Here is a 22,155-nt window from a genome sequence, read left to right on the forward strand (position 1 = left end):
TAGAACGTCAGACGACCTGTTCGAGTTCCGCGCGCTGGGCGATCGCCCGGCCCAGCCACTGCCGTCCGACCACGACGAGGAGCGCGACCCCGGCCGCGGCGACCGTGCCGGCCCCGGACCCCATCCACAGCCCCAGGACCTCCATGCCGTCGACGGGGGAGGGGATGTCGGTGAACGTGACGTAGACGAACAACCAGGCGAGCACCAGCGCGCCCGCGGCGATGGCGCCGATCGCGACGTTGGTCCACGTGAGCGCACCGGACTCGAACACGGTGCCCCGGCCGGCCCGGTGCAGCATCCCGCCCAGCGCCACCGCGAGGAGCTGCAGGCACGCCACGAAGACGATCGCCAGCACCACGAGCGGCACCCTCACCGATGCGTACGGTGGGAAGTTCTCGACCTCGTTCGCCGCGGTCGCCGGGATCACCGCGACCTGGGCGAACAGCCCGGCGAGGAACGCGAAGGCGAGCAGGGCCTGCAGGAAGTACACGACTGCGCGAGACATGAATCGAGTATCGAGAGCTGCCTATCGATTTTCAATCGCCTGGTGTGGAGGTCCTGTGAAGGTTCGCGGGCGGTAGGGTCCCTGCATGGGTGTCTTCGTCACTGGTGTGCGGCCGCGATGGTCGGACATGGATGCGTTCGGCCACGTCAACCACGCGAACACGGTGACGTTGCTCGAAGAGGCCCGCATCGAGCTGCTGTTCACCGAGGCCGCCCGGCACGGCGTGAAGGAACTGGCCGAGGGCATGGTCGTGGCGAAGCTCGTGGTCGAGTACCTCGCGCCGATCGTGTTCACCGGTGAGGACGTCATGGTCGAGATGTCGGTGCGGGAGCTCAAGTCCGCGTCGCTCACGCTCGACTACGTGGTGCGCGGCAGCCGTGACGTGAACAGCCCCGTGGTGGTCAGGGCGGAAACGCTCATGGCGCCCTACAACGTGACGACAGCGCGTCCGCGCCGGCTGACCGAGGCCGAGCGCGACTTTCTCGCCGGGTGGCGGGCAGGGGGAAATGGTGCCTGAGCTGGTGTTGGCCGACGCGGCCGAGAGAGACGACCTCGGCGCGTTCGCCGCGCGGGCGGTGCGGCTCGACGGTCAGTCCGTCGTCCGGCTGCGCAACCGCAACGACGAGCAGCTCGACGCGTGGGTGGCCACGCCGTTCGACGCGCTCGCGACGCGAACCGTTGCGGGACAGGCGAATCCGGCGGACGTCACGGTGTCCGGATCGGAGTTGCTGACCGGCCTCGCGGTCATGCGCGACGAACGCATCGACCCCGGCCCCGCCAAGGACCTGATGTGGCGCTCGGCGCTGCCGCCCGTCGAGGGCTGGCTCGTGGTCGACCGGCTGCCCGTCGAGGTCGTCGCGAAGATCGCCGACGACGGCGTCGAGGTGGCGCGGGAGAACACCGGGCCGCAGGGCACGCCGCCCGCCTCGTTGCTGGACCAGACTGTGCTGACCGTCAGCGGCTCCGGCCTCGACGTGAAGATCCCGCTGCGCGTGCTGTTCGCGTTGTCCGGCATGGGTTTCCTCGGCGAGGACGGTGACGTCCGGGTGACCGCGACCGACTCGTGGGTGCGCATCGACGCCCGGTTCGGGGCAGTTGTCCGGCGTCGGCACTCGATGCTGCCGCTGCTCGTCTGACCTGGAGTTAGCTCCAGGTTTCCGGGTCCGGAATTCACTGCGTCCCAAGCTGATGCGCGTGACACCATGTCGCGCGTGTCAGCCGAACCGCAGCAGCAGGAGGAGTACCGGGTCTCCACCCTGGAGCTCTTCTTCGACCTGGTTTTCGTCTTCACCATCACGCAGCTGACCCGCAAGCTCGCCGACGACACGTCGCCGCTGGGCTTCGGGCAGGTCGTGATCATGCTGTTCGTGATCCTGTGGATGTACTTCGGGTACGTCTGGCTCACGAACTCCGTGCCACCGAACACGACACCGCGCCGCCTGCTGCTGATGGTCGGCATGGGCGGGTTCCTGGTCATCGCCCTGGCGATCCCGAACGCGTTCGGCGCCGCCGGGGCCGCGTTCGGCATCGGCTACCTGATCGTGAACCTGGTGCACTCCGGGCTGTTCCTGGCCTCGGGCGGGCCCGGTTCCGCGACGGCGATGGCCCGGCTCGCGCCGTTCAACCTCGGCTCCGCCTGTCTGGTGCTGGTCGGCGGGTTCCTGCCCCCGGTCGGGCGGGCCTCGGCGTGGACGGCGGCGGTGGTGCTCATGGTCGTCTCGCCGTACGTGAACCGGCGGCACGGCGAGTTCCGGATCAGGCCCGTGCACTTCGTGGAACGGCACGGGCTCGTGGTGATCATCGCGATCGGCGAGTCGATCATCGCCATCGGCATCGGGGCGGCGGGCCTGCCGCTGGGCGTCCAGCTCGTCGTGGCGGCCCTGCTCGGACTCGCGCTCGCCTACCAGCTCTGGTGGTGCCACTTCGGCCGTGACCAGGACGTGCGCGCCGAGCACGCCCTCACGCACATGTCCCAGGCGGAACGGTCACGGGCGGCGCTCTCGGCGTTCGGCTGGGCGCACGCGCCGATCCTGCTGGGCTTCGTCGTCGTGTGCGTGGGCATCAAGAAGACCATCGGCCACGCCACCGAGCACCTCTACCTCAGCGGTGCGCTGGCGCTGGGCGGGGGAGCGGCGATCTTCCTGGCCGGGCAGGTGTTCTTCCGGCACCGCATGGGCATCGGGACGAACCGCTGGCGCGTGATCGCGGCCGTGCTGGCCCTCGCGACCATCCCGGTGGGCTTGTGGCTCGCGATCGCCCAGGTGGCCGCGCTGGTGGTCGTGTTCGGCGCGCTGCTGGCCGTGGAGGAGAAGCTGGGGGCTTGAGCGCAGCCCCCAGCAGCAGGCCTCAGACGAGCCAGACGGCCGTGTCGGGCGGCAGCTGGTCACCGTCCATCGGGCCGGACGACAGCAGCACCTGACCGGGCGGCAACGGCACCGACGCACCGGACGTGTTCAGGGCGCAGATCAGCCCGCCGCCCTTGCGCCGGAACGCGAAGCAGCCCGCCGGAGCGCCGTACCACTCGAGCTCGGTGCCGGCGAACGACGCGTGCGACTTCCGGTGCTCCAGCGCCTCGCGGTACAGCGAGAGCATCGAGCCCGGGTCCTCCAGCTGTGCCTCGGCGGTGAGGTGGTCCCACTCGTTCGGCTGCGGCAGCCAGGTGTTGACGGCCGTCGAGAAGCCGAACGGCGGGGTGGTGCCCTCCCACGGGATCGGCACGCGGCAGCCGTCGCGGCCGCGTTCGGTGTGGCCGGACCGCTCCCAGGTCGGGTCCTGCAACGCCCAGTCGGGCAGCTCCACGTTCGGCAGGCCGAGCTCTTCGCCGTTGTAGAGGTAGATGACGCCCGGCAGCGCGAGTTCGACCAGCGTCATCGCGCGGGCCCGCTGCTCGCCCGCGGTGCCGCCGCCGTAGCGGGTCACGTGCCGCACCACGTCGTGGTTCGACAACGTCCAGGTGGCGGGCGTGCCGGTCAGGGCCACCGCGGCCAGCGAGTGCTCGATCGCCGAACGGACCGCGTCGGCGTCGAAGTCGGCCTCGACCAGCCGGAAGTTGAAGCCGAGGTGCAGTTCGTCGGGGCGGACGTAGGCGGCGAACCGCTCGTCGTCCTTCACCCAGATCTCGCCGACGGCCATGGTGCCGGGGTAGCCGTCCATGACCTTGCGGATCATCCGGTGGATCTCGTGCACGCCGTCGTTGTCGAACCGCGGGTCGTGCGCGTCGTCGGACAGCACGCCCGGCGCCTGGGCCTGGATGTGCATGTCCGGCAGGCCCTCGGGCTTGGCCATGCCGTGCGCCACGTCGATGCGGAAGCCGTCGACGCCGCGGTCGAGCCAGAAGCGCAGCGTCTGCTCCAGGTCGGCGCGGACCTCGGGGTGCTCCCAGTTGAGGTCGGGCTGCTCCGGCGCGAACAGGTGCAGGTACCACTGGCCGTCCGGCACGCGGGTCCAGGCGGGGCCGCCGAAGACCGACACCCAGTTGTTCGGCGGCTGGGAGCCGTCGAAGCCGCGGCCGTCGCGGAAGATGTAGCGGGCGCGTTCCATGCTGCCGGGGCCCGCGTGCAGGGCCTCCTGGAACCACTCGTGCAGGTCGCTCGAGTGGTTCGGGACCAGGTCGACGGTCACGCGGATGTTGTGCTCGTGCGCGTCCGCCACCAGCCGGTCGAACGCCGCCAGGTCGCCGAACAACGGGTCGACGTCGCGCGGGTCCGCCACGTCGTAGCCGTGGTCTGCCATCGGGGAGCGGTAGAACGGGGTGAGCCAGAGGGCGTCGACCCCGAGCAGTTCCAGGTAGCCCAGGCGGGACCGGATGCCGTCGAGGTCGCCGACGCCGTCGCCGTTCGAGTCGGCGAAGGAACGCACGTAGACCTGGTAGAAGACGGCGTCACGCCACCAGGCGGCCTCTTCGGCGATCTCAGGGCTGAGGTCGGAGGATCGTCGCACGGGGGGTCATCCTGCCATTCGTCTCGCTGCTAAAGGACCCGATCGGGTGATGGGCGGTCACGAAAAGCTGTTCATCAAGCTGTTCGCCGCCATCTCCATGTAGTCCCAGAGCTGCTTGCGGTGAGCCTCGTCCAGACCGGCCTCGTCGACGGCGATCCTCATGCAGCGCAGCCACGCGTCCCGTTCGATCGGTCCGATCTTGAACGGCACGTGGCGCATCCGCAGCCTCGGGTGGCCCCGGTTGTCCGAGTAGGTGTGGGGGCCGCCCCAGTACTGCATCAGGAACAGCCGCAGCCGTTCCTCCGCAGGTCCGAGGTCCTCTTCCGGGTACAGCGGGAGGAGGACCTCGTCGGACTTCACCTCTTCGTAGAAGCGCGCGACGATGCGGTGGAACGTCTCCTCGCCACCGACCTGTTCGAAGAAGCTCACGGGGTTTCCCACCCGCTCATCCTGACTCACCGGGGCCGCCGCGCGCAGGCCGCCCCGGGTGTTGGTTGTGCCATAGGGGTGTGAACTGGCAGGACGTCGGATGATCATCGTCTCGAATGGGTGTTCTAACTCACCCGGTCCCGAGGTTTGGGCTACTTGGCGGTGAAGCCGGCCTCCTCGAGCGCGGGCATCAGCTGCGCGCGGAGGTTGCGCTGGACCGCCCACTGACGGCCGGGGCGGGTCTTCGCCGTCACGCGCAGGGTGATGCCCTCCGGCGTGAACTTCTCGACGCCGAGGACCTCGGGCTTGGCCGTGATGTCGGCCTTGAGCGGGTCCTTGTCGGCGACCTCGGCGACCTTGCGCTCGAGCACCTGGGTGGCCTCGGCGAGGTTCGCGCCGTAGCTCAGCGGCAGGTCGACGACGGCGACCGCGAAGCCCTGCGACGAGTTGCCGACGCGCAGGATCTCGCCGTTGCGGACGTACCAGACCGTGCCGCCGGTGTCGCGGATCGTGGTGGTGCGCAGCGCGACCGCCTCGACGGTGCCGGTCGCCGGGCCGAGGTCCACGACGTCGCCGACGCCGTACTGGTCCTCCAGCAGCATGAACATGCCGGCGAGGAAGTCCTTCACGAGGTTCTGGGCGCCGAAACCGATGGCGACGCCCAGGATGCCCGCGGAGGTGAGCACCGGCGTGATGTCGAGCTTCACCACGATCAGGATCTCGAGGAACGCGATGCCGAAGATCAGGATCGTGACGATCGACTTGAGCACCGAGCCGATCGTGCGGGCGCGCTGCTCGCGGCGCTCGGAGATGAGGTTCCCGAGCGCCTGCGGAGCGCGTTCCCGCAACGGCTTGAGCAGGCCCGGCTTCTTGCCTTCCTTGCCGGGCGTCGTGATCCGGTCGATGACCTTGCGCAGCATGGCCCTGATCACGAAGGCGGCGATCAGGATCAGAACGATCTTGATGCTGCCCGCGATGATGTCGGGGCCGTACTTCTCGAAGAAGCCCACCGCCTGCGCGGTCTTGTCCGAGATGTCATCCACGGGACTCGTCGACATCACGTGGTCGTGCCCTCCTACAACTCCATGCCGGTGGCATTCGCGAGAAACGTCAGCTGGTCCACGGCGAGAGACACCGTCCGGCTGACTGACCGGCCCGCGTGACCGACCTCGGTCTCGCGGCGGATCAGCACCGGGTGCTTGGTCGGATCACTTGACGAAGCGTGCTGCAGCGCTGCGCACATCTTCCTGGCGTGGTTGGGGTCCACACGAGAATCCGACTCGAACACCGTGAACAAGACCGAAGGATACTCAACGTCCGTTACCACTTGGTGATATGGCGAGTAGGAGAGCAGCCAGCCCAGTTCCTCGGAAACGCTTGCGCTGCCGTACTCGTCGGCCCACAACCGTCCGAGCAGGAACTTCTCGTAGCGCACCATGTCGAGCAGTGGCGCTGAGCACACCACGGCGGCGTAGAGCTCCGGCCGTTGGGTGAGGGCGGCGCCCACGAGCAGGCCTCCGTTGGAGCCTCCCATGATCGCCAGCTGCTGCGGCGTGGTCCACCCGTCGCGGATCAGGCGTTCCGCGGCGGCGTGGAAGTCGTCGAACACGTTCTGCTTGTTGGCGCGCATCCCGGCGAGGTGCCACTCCTCGCCCTCCTCGTCACCGCCGCGCAACGACACGTGCACCCACACGCCGCCCGCCTCGACCCACGCGAGCGTCGTCGCGCTGTAGCCGGGACCGCGGCCGATCGCGAAGCCGCCGTAGCCCGTGACCAGCGCGGGACGAGGCAGGTCCGGCTTCTGCTCGCCGCTCACCACGAACATCCGGACCGTCGTGCCGTCCTTGGACGTGAACGCGATCTGCTGCGTCGTCACGGTGGGCAGTTCGACCCGGCCGGGCGCGGCCTCGTGCAGCACGGTCTCGCCGGTGGTCTTGGAGAACCGGAAGATCGACTGCGGCGTCACGAAGTCGGTGAACCCGAACCACAGCTGGTCCTGGTCGGTCTCCGTGCGGGCGTCCACGACGGACATGCCGTGCAGCGAACCCGGGCCGGGCAGCGGGATCTCCCGCTGGTGCGCGCCGGTCGCCGCGTCGTGCAGGTGCAGTTCGGACACCGCGTGCCGGGTGCGCAGGACGACCAGGTCGCCGTCGAACCAGCGCACGCCGTCGAGCACCGAGTCGGGCTCCTCGGCGATGAGCTCGGTCCACTCGGTCGGGTTCTCGGGGTCCGCGACGCAGAGGCGCTGCCGGGGCGCGCTGTGGTTGGTGTGCAGGTAGAGCCTGCCGTCGCGGGCGACCGACGCCGAGCACTGCACGCCGTCCTCGGTCAGCACGATCGGCTTGAGCGCCGCGTCGCCGTGCAGGTCCGCGATCCACACGGAGTCGTGCTTCAACGTGCTCGGCGCGCCGCTCACGACGAGCCAGCGGCCGTCCTGCGAGACGGTGAGCGAGTAGTAGAACGTGTGCGCCTGGTCGTCGCCGTGGACGTTGAGGTCCGTCGCCGGGTCCGTGCCGACGCGGTGGCGCCACACGCGGCGGTGGAACAGCTTCTCGTCCTCGGGCAGCAGCGCCGGGTCGACCTGCCGCACGTAGAAGAACTCCTCGCCGCCGGGCAGCCAGCCGATGGAGGAGTAGCGGCACCGGTCGATCGGGCCCTCGATGTGCGCGCCGGTCTCGACGTCGATGACGTGCAGCAAGGAGTGCTCGTCGCCGCCGACGGACACCTGGTACGCCAGGCGCGCGCCCTCGAGGCTGGGGGACCAGCTGTCGAGCGTGGTCCGGCCGGACGGGTCGAGCGCGCTCACGTCGAACAGCACGCGTTCGGTGCCGTCGGCCTCGCGCACCATCACGACGGGGTGGTCCTGCTCGGGGCCGCGGCGGGTGAAGAACGCCCTGCCCGCGCGGAAGGCCGGAGTGGACACCGAACCGGTGCGCATCAGCTCCTTGAGGCGCGCGCCCAGGCGTTCACGGCCGGGCATCGCGTCCAGCCAGGACCGCGCGAGCACGTCCTGCGCCTGCGACCACTCCGCGGTGCGGGGGTCCTGCGTGTCTTCGAGCCACCGGTACGGATCGGCGACGGTGCGCCCGTGGATCTGCTCGGCGATGTTCAGCCGCTCGGCGATCGGGTAGGTGATCGTCGCAGGCAGTGGAGTGGAAGGAGCCTCTGTCACCTTGTCAAGGGTAGCGGGCTCTTGAAAACCATCTCCGATAGGGAGTTGGTTCACCCCGGGTTTGATCACGCATCCGTGACACGTCACTTATCACACGTGATTTTTTCCTGGTAAGTGTGGTCTCCTAGGGCTGAACCGGTGGAGGTGGTCGCGTGCCAGACCGACAACCGACCCCTATCGGCGGCTCGCCGCCAGGCGAGACGGCGCCGACGGTCCTCCCATGCCGAAATCAGCCCGAGCTGCGGGCGGTACCGGACGGGGATCGAGACGGGGGAGGTTCCGGTCCGACGCCGGCGGTCTACCCCTGGGGAAGACGCAAGGTCCTGCTGCTGAACGCCACGTTCGAGCCGCTCACGGCGTTGTCACTGCGCCGCGCGGTCGTGCTGGTGGTCTGCGGGAAAGCCGAAGTCGTGCACGGAGACGCCTCCGGGCTGGTGCTGCACTCGTCGAAGTCCGAGGTGCTCGTGCCGTCCGTGATCCGGCTGAGCACTTACGTGCGCGTTCCCTACCGCGGCCGCGTGCCGATGACCCGTGCCGGGCTCATGCACCGCGACCGTTATCGCTGCGCCTACTGCGGCGGGCGGGCCGAGACGATCGACCACGTCGTGCCGCGCTCGCGTGGCGGACCTCACACCTGGACCAACTGCGTCGCCTGCTGTGCGAAGTGCAACCACCGCAAGGCGGACAAGCTCCTGTCCGAACTGGGCTGGCGGCTGCGCGTCGTTCCCGCGGCGCCGCGTGGCCCGCACTGGCGGTTGCTCGCCGGCGTGGCCGAGGCTGATCCGCAGTGGTTGCCGTACCTGGGTGAACCGGCGGCCTGATCTGCCGCTGCGCGCGGGACGGGTCAGGCCGCGAGGGAGAAGTCGTCGCGGCGTGCCGTGATGCGGACGCTGTCGTCGAGTGCGGTGATGCGGACGCTGTCGTCCATCGTGATGCGCACGGAGTCCTGCTGTGCGGTGATGCGCACGGAGTCGTCGTGGGCCGTGATGCGCACGCTGTCGTCGTGTGCGGTGATGCGGACCGAGTCGTCGTGCGCGGTGATGCGCACGCTGTCGTCCATCGTGATGCGCACAGAGTCCTGCTGCGCCGTGATGCGCACGGAGTCGTCGTGTGCGGTGATGCGGACGCTGTCGTCCATCGTGATGCGCACGCTGTCGTCGTGGGCCGTGATCCGGACGCTGTCGTCCATCGTGATCCTGACCGAATCGCTCGCCGTGATGCGCACCGAGTCTGCCATCGTGATGCGGACGGAGTCGCTCGCCGTGATACGCACCGAATCGGACATGGTGATCCGAACGGAGTCGTCCATCGTGATCCGGACGGAGTCACTAGCGGTGATACGCACTGAATCGTCCTTGTAGCTCGGAAGAGTGAAGGTCACGGCCTGGGGGCGGGTCATCGTGAACATTTTGTGTCCTCCAACTCGTCAGTGGCGGGTGCGCAAGACCCGTATAGGTGAAAAGCTAAGAGGTGGGTGATCCGGGAACAAGACCCCAAACCGGCACCCGTTCGCCTCCGACCGGGTGAGGCCTGACCGGGTGTAACCGCTGCGCCGCACGAGAGCACTCATTGCCCTTACTGGCCGGTATGGACACGCTCTGTAGCGTTCCTTCTGATGGAACGTGACGTGCGTCATACGGCAAAAGGCATGCATGGACGGGGTTTCCGAGCGCTCACCGCGGCCTGGGCGGTCTCGCTCGTGGGCGACGGCGTGCGCGTCGTCGCGCTGCCGTTGTACGCCGCCTCGACGACCCGCAGCCCGCTCGCGGTCTCGGCGGTGGCCGTGGCGCTCGCGTTGCCGTGGTTGCTCGTCGCGTTGCCGGCCGGCGCGCTCGTCGATCGCTGGAGGCCCCGGACCGTGGTCGTCGTGGCCCACTGGCTGCGCGCCGGGGTGACCGGACTGCTCGCCCTGGCCGTCCACACCGGACACGCCACGGTCGTCGTCTTGTGCGCCACGGCTTTCGTGCTGACCTCCGCGGAGACGTTCGCGGACTCGGCCTCGCAGGTGCTGCTGGTCGAACTCGCGGGGAAGGACGACCTGGAGGCGGCCAACGGCCGGTTCGTCGTGGTCGAGACCGTTGGTATGGACCTCGCCGGCCCGCTCGCCGCCGCCGGGCTCTTCTGGTGGGCGCCCGCGGCCTGCTTCGCGCTCGACGCGCTCTCGTTCGTCGCCGCGGCGATCTTCGTGTCCCGTGTGCCGGACGTCGCTCCGGAGCGCGCCGGTGGTGATCTTCGAGGTCAGCTGGTGCAGGGCGCCAGGTTCCTGGTCCAGACCTCTGGCCTGCGGTCACTGGTAGTTGCCGTTGCAATCACAGCTGTCTGCGCGGCCGCGATCAACGCCATGCTGGCGCTCTACTCCATCCAGGTACTCGGCCTCGCCGAACCGGTGGTTCCGTTCCTGGTCGTGTGCATGGCGGCCGGTGCTCTGCTAGGGGCGAGGCTGTCCCCGCGACTCGCCCGGCGGTGGGGTTCCGGCCGGGTCATGGTCGGGTTCCTGCTGCTGCTCGGCGGCGCGTTCGCGTTGTTCGGGGCCACGCCCTGGCTGGCGGTGGCCGTGCTCGCGTGCGTGTTGTTCGGCGTGGCGTCCGCGGGGTGGAACGTGCTGTCCGCGACCCGCCGCCAACGCCTGACGCCCGGCCCGATGATGGGCCGCGTGACCAGCGCGTACCGGGTGCTGGCCTGGGGACTCTCCCCGCTGGGCGCAGGCCTCGCCGGACCGCTCGCGCAGGCCACCTCGCTCGGCACCGTCTACGTCGTCGCGGGCTCGATCGTGGGATTCACCGCGATCTTGCTGGCCCGGCCGCTCACGCGCGGCTGAGTTCGGCTACCGTACCCGCCGTGACCATCGTGGAGACCGTTCTCGTCTTCGCGCTGATCCCGCTGGCGATCTACGGCGTGATCACGCTGCTGACGGTGAGGCCAAAGGCCACCCGGATTCCCCGGTACCGGCCCGGCCAGGAGTGGGGCTACGCCCCGGTGTGGTGGAGCGCGAACCCGGCCGGGTTGAGCGCGGACCACCACAGTGCCGCCGAGTCCGGTACCTCGGACTCGACCGCCAAGGGAGGCGCACGTGGCAACTGGTAAGGCGATCGAGGCAGTCGACCCGGCTTCGCTGCCGCTCGGCGCCGTCGTGACGAACAGCGGCCGGGTGTCCGCGGCGAAGATGTACGAGCCGCACGCACCGGAGCTGCCCTTCACGCCGGCCCAGCTCGCGCAGCTGGACGAGGCGTTGACGCTCTCCAGCCGTTCCACGGGCCTCGACTTCAGCGTGTACCTGGGCGAGCTGGGCGCGAACGCCCACGAGCGCGCGCAGGAGCTGCACGGCTCCACCGAGCGTCCCTCGCACCACGTCCTCGTGGCCGTGTCGCCGGGCGAGCGCGTCGTGGAGATCGTGACGGGCGAGGAGTCCCACCGCAGGCTCGCCGACCGCGGCGCCAAGCTCGCGGTGATGAGCATGGTGGCGTCCTTCAAGGAGGGCGACCTCGCGGGCGGCCTCGTGTCGGGCCTGCGCATGCTGACCGACCAGGCGGGCGCCGCGCCCCGTTCCTGATCCACGCACTTCCCGAACGCCCCCGGTGTGTCGCCGGGGGCGTTTTCATTGCTAGACCTGGTTCTGGGCCTGGTTCTGCGCCACGACCAGGTCGGAGACCTTTTCCCAGCCGAGGCTGCGGTACAGGTGCACGCCCGTGGTCGACGAGAACAGCAACCCGGTCGTCGCCCCGTCCCGCACCGCCTCCCGCACCAGCGTGCCCATCACGACGCTGCCGAGCCCACGCCGTCGATGGTCCTCGGCGGTCTCGATCCGGTGCGCCACCGCGTCCTGTCCGACGACGGCCATGAGCCCGCTGGCCGCCACTTCGCCGTCCGCGAGCACCTGGACCCCGATCACCGGGTCCCGGCTCACCTCGACCACGTACCCGGACGGCGGCTGTGGTGCGGGGTGATCGGCGAGGACCCGCCGCATGAACGTCTCGTCCGGCCGCGCCACGGTGAGGCCGGCGGCCTCGATCTCCGCGATCACCTTCTCCGGCGCGTGCGTGGGCACGCTCAGCCAGCTCGGTTCCTGCGCCGCGGCCACGACGGCGGCCAGCTCGCCGACCGCCGTGTCGTCCGTGGCGATCCACTCGAAGACCCGGTGCGACCGGTTCACGTGGACGACCAGGTGGCCGTCGCGCCAGGAAGACGTCAGCCCGTCCGCCGCGATCCAGCCGCGGTGCCACCGTTGCACCAGTTCACCGATCACGCTTCCCCCTTGCCGTTCGACGCGATGACCACGTCGCAGATCGTGTCCCAGCCCAGTTTCCGGTACAGGTGCCAGCCGTCGTCGGTCGCGAACAGCAGGCCCTCCGACGCCCCCGCCTTGACCGCCTCCCTGGCCAGTGCCCCCATCACGACGCCACCGAGCCCGCGTCGTCGATGATCCGGGGCTGTCTCCACGCCGTGCGGCACGGCGTCCTCCCCGACGACGGCCATGCGTCCGCTCGCCGCCACCTCGCCGTCGCACGTCACCACGACCTCGATCACGTCCCCCGGCGTGACCCGCACCTCGTAGCCGTCGGGCGGTTTCGGCGCCGGGTGGTCGAACAGTCCGCGCACCATGAACGCCTCGGGTTCGCGCAGCACCAGCCCCGCCTCCTCGACGACGAGACTGACCTCGTCGGGGGAGCGCGTCGGCACGGTCAGCCAGGCCGGGACCGGGTTCAGCGCCACGTCCTCGGCGTGCTCCGCGACCAGCGCGTCGCCGGTGAGGACCCGCTCCTCCTCGCGGCCGGGCAGATCGGCCCACACGTGCCAGTTGTCGAGCAACGCGTCCGGCGGGTCGATCTCCGCGGCCCTCGCCCAGCCGGTGATCCAGCGGTCGACGAGCCCGCCGAGTTCGACGCCGCGGTCCAGCCGGTAGCCGAAGTCCGGTTCGGACGGTTCGAAGAGGACCTCGACCCCGTTGCGCAGCAGGTACTTCAGCAGCCCGTAGAAGTGTTCCGGCACCGACTCCAGCGCCACCCGCGGCTGGTGCCAGACCAGCGTGATGCCGGGGACGAACCACCACTCCTCGTACGCGCCGGTGATGCTGTGCACGCCGCCGAGGTAGTCGCCGGGCCCGACCAGCGCCTCGCTCAACGCCAGGTGCACGCCGCACTCGTCGTTGGCGTAGGTGCCGTCCACGTCGTGCACGCCCGCCACCGGCCGGTTGCGCCGGGCCTTGGCGGCGAGTTCGTTCCACCACAGGCGGCCCTCGCTCGACAACGGTGCCCACAGGTTCCGTTGCGCCGGAACGCCTTCCATCCAGATCCGCCACGCCCCGCGCGCCGCGGGGACAGGCCGTTCGGCGATGTGCCAGGCGTCCCCGGACTGGTCGAGCACGACGTCGAAGAGCCCCTCGCCGACCGCCGACGGACTCACCGACACGACGTCCAGCGCCACCCCGGCGTGCGCCACCACACGCCCGTCGGGGTCCAACGCGCGCAACCCGACGTACGGCCCGCGCTCGCCATCGGGCCTGCCGGGCCGGATGAGCTCAGGGGTGTCGCACCCGATCAACGTCACCGGTGGCGCCACACCCCGGTGCTCGCGCGGAAGTCCTTCCACCGCAACGCACGTACCGATCTCCCTGGAGTGCTGGGAGAGGGTGAACCGCGGCGACGGCCCGAGGTCCTCGCTGTCGAGCAGACAGGTCGCGGTGGCCGTCGCGACGAGGTCACCGCCGCCGAGTTCGGCGTGCACGACCAGGTCGGCCAGCCGCCACAGCTCGCTGTCCGGCGACCCCTGGACCTCCAGCTGCACGTCACCGTCGAGCCTCCCGGCCGTGCACCCGCGCAGCACGAGCCTGCCCCGCGGCGCCGGCGTCACGTCCTCGAACAGCCCGTCGACGTCGACGACCCGCGCGAGGACCTCCTCGAGCACGTCCTCGTCGTCCACCCACCTGCGCACGACCTCGTAGCGGATCGGCAGCGCCACCGGGACCTCCACAGGTCTAGTCGAACACGAGGTCCACGCTGTGGCCCAACGTCTTCACGGCCCACTCGAACTCCTCCGGCACCGCGTACCGCGCGACGTCGGCGTGGTGCCACACCAAGGTGATGTCATCGGGCGGGGGACCGCAACACGGCAGGTGCAGGTGGTCCTGGACGTCGTTGTGCGCCCTGCCGAAGTACGCACCGGGCCCGAGCAGTCCCTCGTTCAGCGCGAGGAAGAGGCCGGGAGCGTCGGTGGCGTACCGGCCGTCGAGGTGGAAGACCCCGCCGCCACTCCACCCGTCCGGCCGTCCGCCTGCGTGCGGAGACGTCCGGTCCTCCAGCACGTACGACTGGTCGAACGTGCTGTCGACCAGCCCGTCACCCGGAGACGAGGGCTCGACGCCGAGGACTTCCAGGCCGAACGGCACGGAGGCCATCTCGCCACCGATCAGCCGCACGGGTGGCCAGCGGTCAGGACTTCCCTCCGTGCGGGGAAAACCGTCGATCGAAGCGCACAGGCCGTTCTGGGAGTTTCCCCGCAACTGGTACCGCGCCTCGCCGGCCGATCCTCCCGGCCTCGTGGGGAAGAAGCACGGGGACGCCGTGGCGAAGACGTCGCCCTCCGGAGTCACGGCGTGCACCGCCACGGCGACCAGTGCCCACCACTGGTACATGCCGTTGTCGTCGGCGACCTCGAACCCGAAGACCTCGTCGAAGGACGAGGCGACGTCCGGTGGGCACCCGCGGAACACGAAGAGTTCGCGCGGAGGCACCACCTTGTCGGCGAACAGGCCTTCGGCGTCGACGGCCCGGAGGAGCACCTCGCCGCCACGCACGACCTCGTACCTGATCGGAAACGTCAAGAAGAACCTCCCCAGGCCGCCCGAAGTTACGGGAAAGCCCCGCAACGCGCGAACGCATTACGGGGCTTCCGCGAGCAGGACGTCAGGAGCGGTCGAACTCCTGCGCGGCCAGCGCGCGCACGATGCCCGCACGCCCCTCGGACACCAGACGGCGCAACGCCGGCGGGTGCTCGTCGGCCAGCCACGCGTCCGCTGCCTCCACAGTGGACTTCGTGATCGACCATGCCGGGAACATGCCGACGACCATCGACTGCGCGCGCTCGGAGGTGCGGCGGTCCCACACGCCCTTCACGTCGGCGAAGTAGCGGGAGACGTACGGCGCGAGCAGTTCCTTCTGGCCGGGGTGCGAGATGCCCGCGATGATCGCCTCGCTGACCGCGTTCGGCAGCTCGTCGTCGTTCACGGCGCGGTCCCACGCCTCGTCCTTGGCCTCGACCGTCGGGCGCAGCGCCCTGGCCGACTGGGCGCGGCGGTGACCGGTGGAGGTCGGGTCGCGCTCCTCCTCGGCGATGATCTCCGGCAGGTCGGCCTTGCCGTGCGCGACGAGCGCCTGCAGCAGCCGCCAGCGCAGGTCCGTGTCGACGTCGAGGCCCGGCAGTTCGGCGGAGCCGTCGTACCAGCCGCGCAGCACGTCCACGGTGGCGTCGTCGAGCACCGACGACGCCAGCGCGTTCACGAACGCCAGTTGGTGGTCCGAACCCGGCTCGGCCGCCCGAGCCAGTTCCAGGGCCTTCGCCACGAACCGGCGCCAGCCCTCCGCGCGCCACGAGTCGTCCGCGTAGGACGACAGCGAGGTCTGCGCCTGGAGCAGAAGTCGTTGCACCACACCGACCTCGGACTCCGAACCCAGCCCGCCGAGCACCAGGTTCACGAAGTCGCGGGCCTTCAGCTCGGCCTCGCGGGTCATCTCCCACGCGGCCGACCAGCACAGCGTGCGCGGCAGCGGTTCGGCGATGTCGGAGATGTGGTCGATCAGCCCGGCCAGCGAGTCGGGGTCGAGGCGCATCGTGCAGTACGTGAGGTCGTCGTCGTTGACCAGCACGATCTTGCCGCGGTGCACGCCGACGAGTTCGGGCACCTCGGTGCGCTCGCCCGTGACGTCCAGCTCATGGCGGTGCGTGCGGACGAGCTTGCCGCTGCCGTCGTCGTCGTAGACGCCGATCGCGATGCGGTGCGTGCGCAGCTCACCGGCACCCGGACGGGCGCCGCCCTGCAACACCGCGAACTCGGTGAACTTGCCGTCCGCGTCAACGGTGAACTTGGGGCGCAACAGGTTCAGGCCCGTCGTCTCCAGCCACTGCGCGCTCCACCACGACAGGTCGCGGCCGGACGCCTCCTCCAGCGCGCCGAGCAGGTCGGCGAGCGTGGCGTTGCCCCAGGCGTGCTTGGCGAAGTAGACCCGCAGGCCCGCCAGGAAGTTCTCCAGCCCGACGTACGCGACGAGCTGCTTGAGCACCGACGCGCCCTTGGCGTAGGTGATGCCGTCGAAGTTGACCTCGACCGCCTGCAGGTCGGAGATGTCCGCGGCGACCGGGTGCGTGGACGGCAGCTGGTCCTGCCGGTAGGCCCACGACTTCTCGATCTTCGCGAACGTCGTCCACGCCTGGCGGTACTCGGTGGCCTCGGCCTGCGCGAGCACGGACGCCCAGGTGGCGAACGACTCGTTCAGCCACAGGTCGTCCCACCAGCGCATGGTGACGAGGTCGCCGAACCACATGTGCGCCATCTCGTGCAGCACGGTCTCGGCGCGGCGCTCGTAGAGGTAGCGGGTGACGCGGCTGCGGAAGACGTAGTCCTCGAGGAACGTGACGCAGCCCGCGTTCTCCATCGCGCCCGCGTTGAACTCCGGCACGAAGCACTGGTCGTACTTGCCGAACGGGTACTGCACCCCGAACGCCTTGTGGAAGAACCCGAAACCCTGCTTGGTCTCGGTGAACAGCCGCTCGTGGTCCATGTGCGGGGCGAGCGAGGCGCGGCAGTAGAGGCCGAGCGGGATCTTGAAGTCGCCCTCGACGAACTCGTCGCGCCACTCGGCGTAAGGACCGGCGACCAGGGCCACGATGTAGGTCGACATCGGCTTGGTGGTGGCGAACGTGTGCACGTCCGCGCCGCCCTCGCCGGCCTCGGTGGCGATGATCTCGCCGTTCGAGATGACCTTCCAGTCGTGCGGCGCCGTCACCTTCATGGAGTAGACGGACTTGAGGTCGGGCTGGTCGAAGCACGCGAACATGCGCTTGGCGTCCGCGGTCTCGAACTGCGAGTACAGGTACACGCCGCCGTCGACCGGGTCGACGAACCGGTGCAGGCCCTCGCCGGTGTTCATGTACCGGCAGTCGGCCTCGATGGTGAGCTCGTTGGTCTCCGCGAGGTCCGGCAGGACGATGCCGTCCTCCTCGCGGTAGGAGGAGACGTCGAGTTCGCTTCCGTTGAGCACAGCGCGGTGCACGGTCGCCGCCACGATGTCGATCCACGAGGAAGCACCCGGAGTCCGGCTGCGGAACACCACGGTGGTGGCGGAGCGGAACGTGTCCGAGCCCGGCTTTCCGCCGCCGTCGGTCAGGTCCAGCTCGATCCGGTAGGACTCCACTTCCAGCAGCTCAGCACGGTCCTGAGCCTGGTCGCGGGTGAGGTTGGGCGCGGCCACTGGTCACCTCGTCTGCCACGCGTGTGGTTACGCGCTGACGTCGTCGGGAATGGTTATGACTCCCGCATCCAATCACGGAACCGGCGCACGGGAAGAGATGACAGGGTGATCTCGTTGGGCTGATGGGGCGATAACCGTCCACAGAGACTGAAGGGGCAAGCATGTCCGACAAGGCGAAGGTCGACTTCTACTTCGACCCGACGTGTCCGTTCGCTTGGATCTCCTCCAGGTGGATCCTCGAGGTCGAGAAGGTCCGCGAGATCGACCTGAGCTTCCACGTGATGAGCCTCGCGGTGCTCAACTCGGGCCGCGACGAGCTGCCCGAGCAGTACAAGGAGTTCCTGGAGAAGGCCTGGGGCCCGGTCCGCGTGGCGATCGCCGCGGAGCAGAAGTTCGGCAACTCCGTGCTGCTGCCGTACTACACGGCGTTCGGCACGAGGTTCCACAACGAGAACAACAAGGACTACGACGAGGTCATCAAGCTGGCCCTCGCCGACGCCGGCCTGCCCGCCGAACTCGCCGAGGCCGCCACCTCGACCGAGTACGACGAGGAGCTCAAGGCGTCGCACCACCGCGGCATGGACCCGGTCGGCATGGACGTCGGCACGCCCACGATCCACATCGACGGCGTCGCGTTCTTCGGCCCGGTGCTCACCAAGATCCCGCGCGGCGAAGAGGCGGGCAAGATCTACGACGGCGCCCACCTGCTCGCCTCCTACCCGTACTTCTTCGAGCTCAAGCGCACTCGGACGGGTGACCTGGACTTCAGCTGACCGCTGCTCGCCGATTTTCTGTCAGGGGTCGTCGCTAGCGTCTCCAGACATGGCACACCACGTCGAAGTCGCAGTTCAAGGCCCCTGGTCACTGGCGACGTCCAGGTCGTTCTGGGAGGGCTTCACCCCCTCCGCACTGCCCGCGTGCGAGGGAGAGGCGCTGCGGGCGACGTTCCTGGTCGAGGGCGAGTGGCGCCGCGCCGAGGTCTCCGTGACCCAGCGCGGCCCCACCGCCCTCCTGTCGCTGTCCGGCCCCGCTGACCCGGACGCGGCGGCGGCCCAGGTGTGCCGCTTCCTCTCCCTCGACGTGGACGGCAGCGCCTGGCCCGACGTGGCAGCGCGCGACCCGGTGATGGCCGCCGCCCAGGCCGCTCTGCCCGGCCTGCGCCCGTGCGGCTTCTACTCGCCGTACGAGGCAGCGGCCTGGTCGGTCCTCTCCCAGCGCATCCGCATGTCCCAGGCCAGCGCCCTGAAGGCTGCTTTGCTGCGTGATGGCGTGTTCCCGACACCGGCAGAACTGCTGTCGCTGGACCTCGACCTGCCGGGCCGCAAACCGGAGTACCTGCGCGCGGTGGCCGAAGCCGCCCTGGACGGCCTCCTCGACGCCGTCACGCTCCGGGCGATGAAGCCCGCCGCCGCCGTGCTGGCCGTGCAACAGGTGAAGGGCCTGGGCCCGTTCGCCGCCGAGTTGGTGGTGCTGCGCGGCGCGAACGCCCCGGATGCCGTGCCGCACAACGAGGCCCGCCTCACCGACGAGGTGGTCGAGCTGTACGGGCGGCCGCTGGCCGAGGTGTCGGAGGCGTGGCGGCCCTACCGGACCTGGGCGGCGGTGCACCTGCGCGTGATGAGGGAACGCCGCCTGGCAGCCGCGGCGCCGGCCATCCGCTGACCACAAGGCGCCCGGCCCAGCTCCGCGCCGCGCTGCCGTGCCGACACGCTCGGCCGTGCCGTGCCGTGCTGCCGTGTCGCTCCGCCGTGCGCTCTGTCGTGCCGCCCTGCATACCCGCTTGCCGCCCTGCCGTGCCGACCCGCTTGCCGTGCCGCCCTGCAGACCCGCCCTGCCATGCCGCTCTGCCGTGCCGACCCGCTCCGTCTCGCCGCCGCCACACCGTCCCGCCCTGCCGACCCTGCCTCCGACTACCTGCCCTGCCACCCCTCCACCGTGACCACCCCCACCGGATGTGACAGGCTGACCCGTTGTCAGTGAAGTGGTGTCACATCCAGCCTGGAGGCCTGCCGTGATCGAGGTCGTCAACCCCGCCACCGAGGAAGTGCTCAGCACCCTCCCCGAAGGCACCCCGGCCGACGTGGACCAAGCGGTCGCCACCGCGCGTGCGGCCTTCGACACCTGGTCCCAGACACCGACCGAGGAACGCGCCAAAGCCGTCCGCGCGATCATCGACGGCCTGAAGGACCGGGCACCCGAGCTGGCCGCCACCATGACCCGCGAGATGGGCACCCCCATCACGTTCAGCCAGAAGGTCCAGGTGACGAACCCCGTCGCCATCGCCGAAGGCGTGGCCGAAGTCCTGGAGAACGGCTACTTCGACCCCGAGGAGATCGGCAACTCGCTGGTCTTCCGCGAACCGGTCGGCGTCGTCGCCGCCATCACCCCCTGGAACTTCCCGCTGCAGCAGATGGTCGCCAAGGTCGTCCCGGCCCTGGCCGCCGGCAACACCGTGGTGCTCAAGCCCAGCGAACTGGCCCCGCACACCGCGGACCTGCTGGCCGAGATCGTCACCGGCGCCGTCCCGCCAGGTGTCTTCGGCCTGGTCCACGGCACCGGCCCGGTGGTCGGCGAGGCGCTGGCCCAGCACCCCGGCGTCGACATGGTGTCGTTCACCGGCTCCACGAAGGCGGGCCGCAGGGTGTCGGCGGTCGCGGCCGAGACCGTCAAGCGGGTCGCGCTCGAACTCGGCGGCAAGTCGGCGTGCATCGTGCTGGACGACGCCGACCTCGCGAGGGCCGTGAAGATCGCCGTGGCCAACTCCTTCATGAACAACGGTCAGGCGTGCAGCGCGTGGACGAGGCTCCTCGTGCCGGCCGACAGGCACGACGAGGCGCTGGAACTCGCCGCCCAGGCTGCGAAGAAGTACACCTCGGCCGATCCGAGCGACCCGTCCACGCGCATCGGCCCCGCCGTGTCCAGGGCGCAGCGCGACAGGGTCGTCGGCTACATCAGGAGGGGCGTCGAGGAAGGCGCAACCCTCGCCGCCGGCGGGCCGGAAGCACCGTTGCCGCAAGGGTTCTACGTGACGCCGACGGTGTTCGGCGGGGTCACGCCGGAGATGACGATCGCGCAGGAGGAGATCTTCGGACCGGTGCTCTCGGTCATGCCGTACACCGACGAGGACGACGCCGTCCGCATCGCCAACTCCACCGTCTACGGGCTGGCCGGCGCGGTGTTCTCCCAGGACACCGACCGGGCCATGAAGATCGCGAAGCGGCTGCGCACCGGCCAGGTCGACATCAACGGTGGTGCGTTCAACACGCGCGCGCCGTTCGGCGGGTATCGGCAGTCGGGCAACGGCCGCGAGTTCGGGCGGTTCGGGCTGGACGAGTTCTGCGAGGTCAAGTCGGTCCAGCGGTAATTGAGCTGCGACGGCGCTCACACGGGGGTATCACTGCCGGTATGACCGAGTTGAGCATCAGGACCATCACCCAGTCCGACGTCGACGACTTCCAGAAGGTCATGGCGGCGGCTTTCCTCTCCGATGCGATGGGCGAGGACAGCAAGTGGCTCAAGGTCCTGGAGCACGACCGGGCGCACGCCGTGTTCGACGGCGACGAGATGATCGGCACGGCCGGGATCCTGACCCGCGAGGTCACGGTTCCCGGCAACCGGCAGGTACCGGCCGGCGCGGTGACGGTCGTGTCGGTGAAACCCGGCCATAGGCGCCGTGGCGTGGCATCGCTGCTGATGAAGACGCAGCTGCACGGCATGCACGACGGTGGCGAGCCGCTCGCGATGCTGTGGGCGTCCGAAGGCGGCATCTACCGCAGGTACGGGTACGGCGAGTACGCGACGAGCCTCGCCATGCTCACGATGCCGACGCGCATGCCGTTCCACAGCGGTGTGCGTGTGAGCGACACACGGATCCGTCAGGTGTCACGAGAAGAAGCGCTGCCCGTCATGCGCGAGATCTACGAACGGGTGCGCAAGACGCGTCCGGGTTTCCTCAGCCGGGTCGACAACACCTGGGACGTGCAGCTCGCGGACCGTGAGATGGACCGCGGCGGGCTCACCTCGTACCGCTACGCCCTGCACCCCGAGGGCTACCTGGTCTTCCGGGTGAAGTACAAGGGCGACGCGAGCGGCCCGGCGAGCGAACTGCACGTGCGCGAGCTCATGTGCGAGACCGACCAGGCGTACGCCGACCTCTTCCGGTTCCTGCTCGACATGGACCTCGCGGGCGAGATCTCCTTCTACACCGCTTGGGACGACCCGATCCTGCACATGGTCGACAACCCGCGGAAGGTGCGCCGCGAGGCCACCGACGCGCTGTGGATCAGGATCGTCGACCTCGACCGCGCCCTTCCGCTGCGGCACTACTCGTCCGATGTGGACACCGTGCTGGAGGTCGAGGACACGTTCTGCCCGTGGAACTCCGGCCGCTGGCGCCTCACGATCAAGGGTGGCGAGGCCGTCGTCGCGAAGACGGACGACCCCGCGGACGTCACGCTCGACATCGCCGCGCTCGGCAGTGCGTTCCTCGGCGGTGCACGGCTTTCCGTGCTCAGCCGCGCACACCGCGTGGTCGAGCACACGCCAGGACACGTCGACGCGCTGACGATGGCGTTCCTCGGTGTGCGTGAGCCACATTGCCCCGAGGTGTTCTGACGGAACTCACGGCCGTGCGTGCTCGTTGACGCTTT

General features: G+C 69.7%; 21 protein-coding genes. 11 read left to right on the top strand and 10 right to left on the bottom strand.

Annotation, left to right across the window (positions count from 1 at the left end):
- Positions 1 to 7 precede the first annotated feature (7 nt).
- A complete protein-coding gene (locus tag QSK25_RS13665) occupies positions 8 to 505 on the bottom strand; it encodes a DUF2975 domain-containing protein (protein WP_285638568.1) in 498 nt (165 codons plus the stop codon).
- Positions 506 to 590: 85 nt separating this feature from the next.
- Between QSK25_RS13665 and QSK25_RS13670 the strand changes: the two genes are divergently transcribed.
- From QSK25_RS13670 to QSK25_RS13680, 3 genes are all read left to right on the top strand, one after another.
- Positions 591 to 1,022, top strand: coding sequence for an acyl-CoA thioesterase (locus QSK25_RS13670; protein ID WP_285638569.1), 432 nt, complete (start codon positions 591 to 593; stop codon positions 1,020 to 1,022).
- Positions 1,015 to 1,641: a DUF8010 domain-containing protein gene (locus QSK25_RS13675; protein WP_285638705.1), complete on the top strand. Its 627-nt coding sequence runs from the start codon at positions 1,015 to 1,017 to the stop codon at positions 1,639 to 1,641. Before QSK25_RS13670 ends, QSK25_RS13675 begins: the two co-directional genes overlap by 8 nt.
- 75 nt (positions 1,642 to 1,716) lie before the next feature.
- Positions 1,717 to 2,829 carry a low temperature requirement protein A gene (locus tag QSK25_RS13680; RefSeq protein ID WP_285638570.1) on the top strand — a complete coding sequence of 371 codons (1,113 nt, stop codon included), beginning with the start codon at positions 1,717 to 1,719 and terminating at the stop codon, positions 2,827 to 2,829.
- Positions 2,830 to 2,851: 22 nt separating this feature from the next.
- On the opposite strand, the gene QSK25_RS13685 is transcribed toward QSK25_RS13680, so the two are convergent.
- From QSK25_RS13685 to QSK25_RS13700, 4 genes are all read right to left on the bottom strand, one after another.
- Complete coding sequence (locus QSK25_RS13685; protein ID WP_285638571.1) at positions 2,852 to 4,444, bottom strand: glycoside hydrolase family 13 protein; 1,593 nt, start codon at positions 4,442 to 4,444, stop codon at positions 2,852 to 2,854.
- 57 nt (positions 4,445 to 4,501) lie between these two features.
- Complete coding sequence (locus QSK25_RS13690; protein WP_285638572.1) at positions 4,502 to 4,885, bottom strand: globin; 384 nt, start codon at positions 4,883 to 4,885, stop codon at positions 4,502 to 4,504.
- Between the two features lie 140 nt (positions 4,886 to 5,025).
- The gene (locus QSK25_RS13695; RefSeq protein ID WP_285638706.1) at positions 5,026 to 5,907 is read right to left on the bottom strand and encodes a mechanosensitive ion channel family protein; all 882 of its coding nucleotides are present in this window, start codon (positions 5,905 to 5,907) and stop codon (positions 5,026 to 5,028) included.
- A 41-nt stretch (positions 5,908 to 5,948) separates the two neighbouring features.
- Positions 5,949 to 8,045 carry a prolyl oligopeptidase family serine peptidase gene (locus tag QSK25_RS13700; protein ID WP_285638573.1) on the bottom strand — a complete coding sequence of 699 codons (2,097 nt, stop codon included), beginning with the start codon at positions 8,043 to 8,045 and terminating at the stop codon, positions 5,949 to 5,951.
- 239 nt (positions 8,046 to 8,284) lie between these two features.
- On the opposite strand from QSK25_RS13700, the gene QSK25_RS13705 reads away from it, so the two are divergent.
- Positions 8,285 to 8,866, top strand: a complete 582-nt coding sequence (locus QSK25_RS13705; protein WP_285638707.1) for an HNH endonuclease — start codon at positions 8,285 to 8,287, stop codon at positions 8,864 to 8,866.
- A gap of 23 nt (positions 8,867 to 8,889) precedes the next feature.
- Here QSK25_RS13705 and QSK25_RS13710 read toward each other — a convergent pair whose 3' ends face one another.
- Positions 8,890 to 9,390 carry a DUF2345 domain-containing protein gene (locus tag QSK25_RS13710; protein ID WP_285638574.1) on the bottom strand — a complete coding sequence of 167 codons (501 nt, stop codon included), beginning with the start codon at positions 9,388 to 9,390 and terminating at the stop codon, positions 8,890 to 8,892.
- Between the two features lie 303 nt (positions 9,391 to 9,693).
- Here QSK25_RS13710 and QSK25_RS13715 point away from each other — a divergent pair, with 303 nt between their 5' ends.
- From QSK25_RS13715 to QSK25_RS13725, 3 genes are read left to right on the top strand one after another with little or no spacing between them, the layout of a single operon-like run.
- Positions 9,694 to 10,863: an MFS transporter gene (locus QSK25_RS13715; protein WP_285638575.1), complete on the top strand. Its 1,170-nt coding sequence runs from the start codon at positions 9,694 to 9,696 to the stop codon at positions 10,861 to 10,863.
- Between the two features lie 20 nt (positions 10,864 to 10,883).
- Complete coding sequence (ctaJ, locus tag QSK25_RS13720) at positions 10,884 to 11,129, top strand: aa3-type cytochrome oxidase subunit CtaJ (protein ID WP_285638576.1); 246 nt, start codon at positions 10,884 to 10,886, stop codon at positions 11,127 to 11,129.
- Positions 11,116 to 11,595, top strand: a complete 480-nt coding sequence (locus QSK25_RS13725) for a DUF5130 family protein (RefSeq protein WP_285638577.1) — start codon at positions 11,116 to 11,118, stop codon at positions 11,593 to 11,595. The genes ctaJ and QSK25_RS13725 overlap by 14 nt, the downstream gene beginning before the upstream one ends.
- A gap of 51 nt (positions 11,596 to 11,646) precedes the next feature.
- Here QSK25_RS13725 and QSK25_RS13730 read toward each other — a convergent pair whose 3' ends face one another.
- The 4 genes from QSK25_RS13730 to pepN all read right to left on the bottom strand — a co-directional run bounded on the left by QSK25_RS13730 (position 11,647) and on the right by pepN (position 17,506).
- Positions 11,647 to 12,288, bottom strand: a complete 642-nt coding sequence (locus tag QSK25_RS13730) for a GNAT family N-acetyltransferase (RefSeq protein ID WP_285638578.1) — start codon at positions 12,286 to 12,288, stop codon at positions 11,647 to 11,649.
- Positions 12,285 to 14,000: a GNAT family N-acetyltransferase gene (locus QSK25_RS13735; protein ID WP_285638579.1), complete on the bottom strand. Its 1,716-nt coding sequence runs from the start codon at positions 13,998 to 14,000 to the stop codon at positions 12,285 to 12,287. The genes QSK25_RS13730 and QSK25_RS13735 overlap by 4 nt, the downstream gene beginning before the upstream one ends.
- A gap of 16 nt (positions 14,001 to 14,016) precedes the next feature.
- Positions 14,017 to 14,862, bottom strand: coding sequence for a barstar family protein (locus tag QSK25_RS13740; protein WP_285638581.1), 846 nt, complete (start codon positions 14,860 to 14,862; stop codon positions 14,017 to 14,019).
- Positions 14,863 to 14,944: 82 nt separating this feature from the next.
- Positions 14,945 to 17,506, bottom strand: a complete 2,562-nt coding sequence (pepN, locus tag QSK25_RS13745) for an aminopeptidase N (RefSeq protein ID WP_285638583.1) — start codon at positions 17,504 to 17,506, stop codon at positions 14,945 to 14,947.
- A 161-nt stretch (positions 17,507 to 17,667) separates the two neighbouring features.
- On the opposite strand from pepN, the gene QSK25_RS13750 reads away from it, so the two are divergent.
- The 4 genes from QSK25_RS13750 to QSK25_RS13765 all read left to right on the top strand — a co-directional run bounded on the left by QSK25_RS13750 (position 17,668) and on the right by QSK25_RS13765 (position 22,120).
- Positions 17,668 to 18,279 carry a mycothiol-dependent nitroreductase Rv2466c family protein gene (locus tag QSK25_RS13750; protein WP_285638585.1) on the top strand — a complete coding sequence of 204 codons (612 nt, stop codon included), beginning with the start codon at positions 17,668 to 17,670 and terminating at the stop codon, positions 18,277 to 18,279.
- Between the two features lie 49 nt (positions 18,280 to 18,328).
- Positions 18,329 to 19,168 carry a DNA-3-methyladenine glycosylase family protein gene (locus QSK25_RS13755; RefSeq protein ID WP_285638586.1) on the top strand — a complete coding sequence of 280 codons (840 nt, stop codon included), beginning with the start codon at positions 18,329 to 18,331 and terminating at the stop codon, positions 19,166 to 19,168.
- A 349-nt stretch (positions 19,169 to 19,517) separates the two neighbouring features.
- Positions 19,518 to 20,870 carry an aldehyde dehydrogenase family protein gene (locus tag QSK25_RS13760; protein WP_285638587.1) on the top strand — a complete coding sequence of 451 codons (1,353 nt, stop codon included), beginning with the start codon at positions 19,518 to 19,520 and terminating at the stop codon, positions 20,868 to 20,870.
- 41 nt (positions 20,871 to 20,911) lie between these two features.
- Positions 20,912 to 22,120: a GNAT family N-acetyltransferase gene (locus QSK25_RS13765; RefSeq protein ID WP_285638588.1), complete on the top strand. Its 1,209-nt coding sequence runs from the start codon at positions 20,912 to 20,914 to the stop codon at positions 22,118 to 22,120.
- Positions 22,121 to 22,155 lie beyond the last annotated feature (35 nt).

Origin of the sequence: Lentzea sp. NBRC 102530 (assembly GCF_030269365.1) — a bacterium.
Lineage (GTDB): Bacteria > Actinomycetota > Actinomycetes > Mycobacteriales > Pseudonocardiaceae > Lentzea.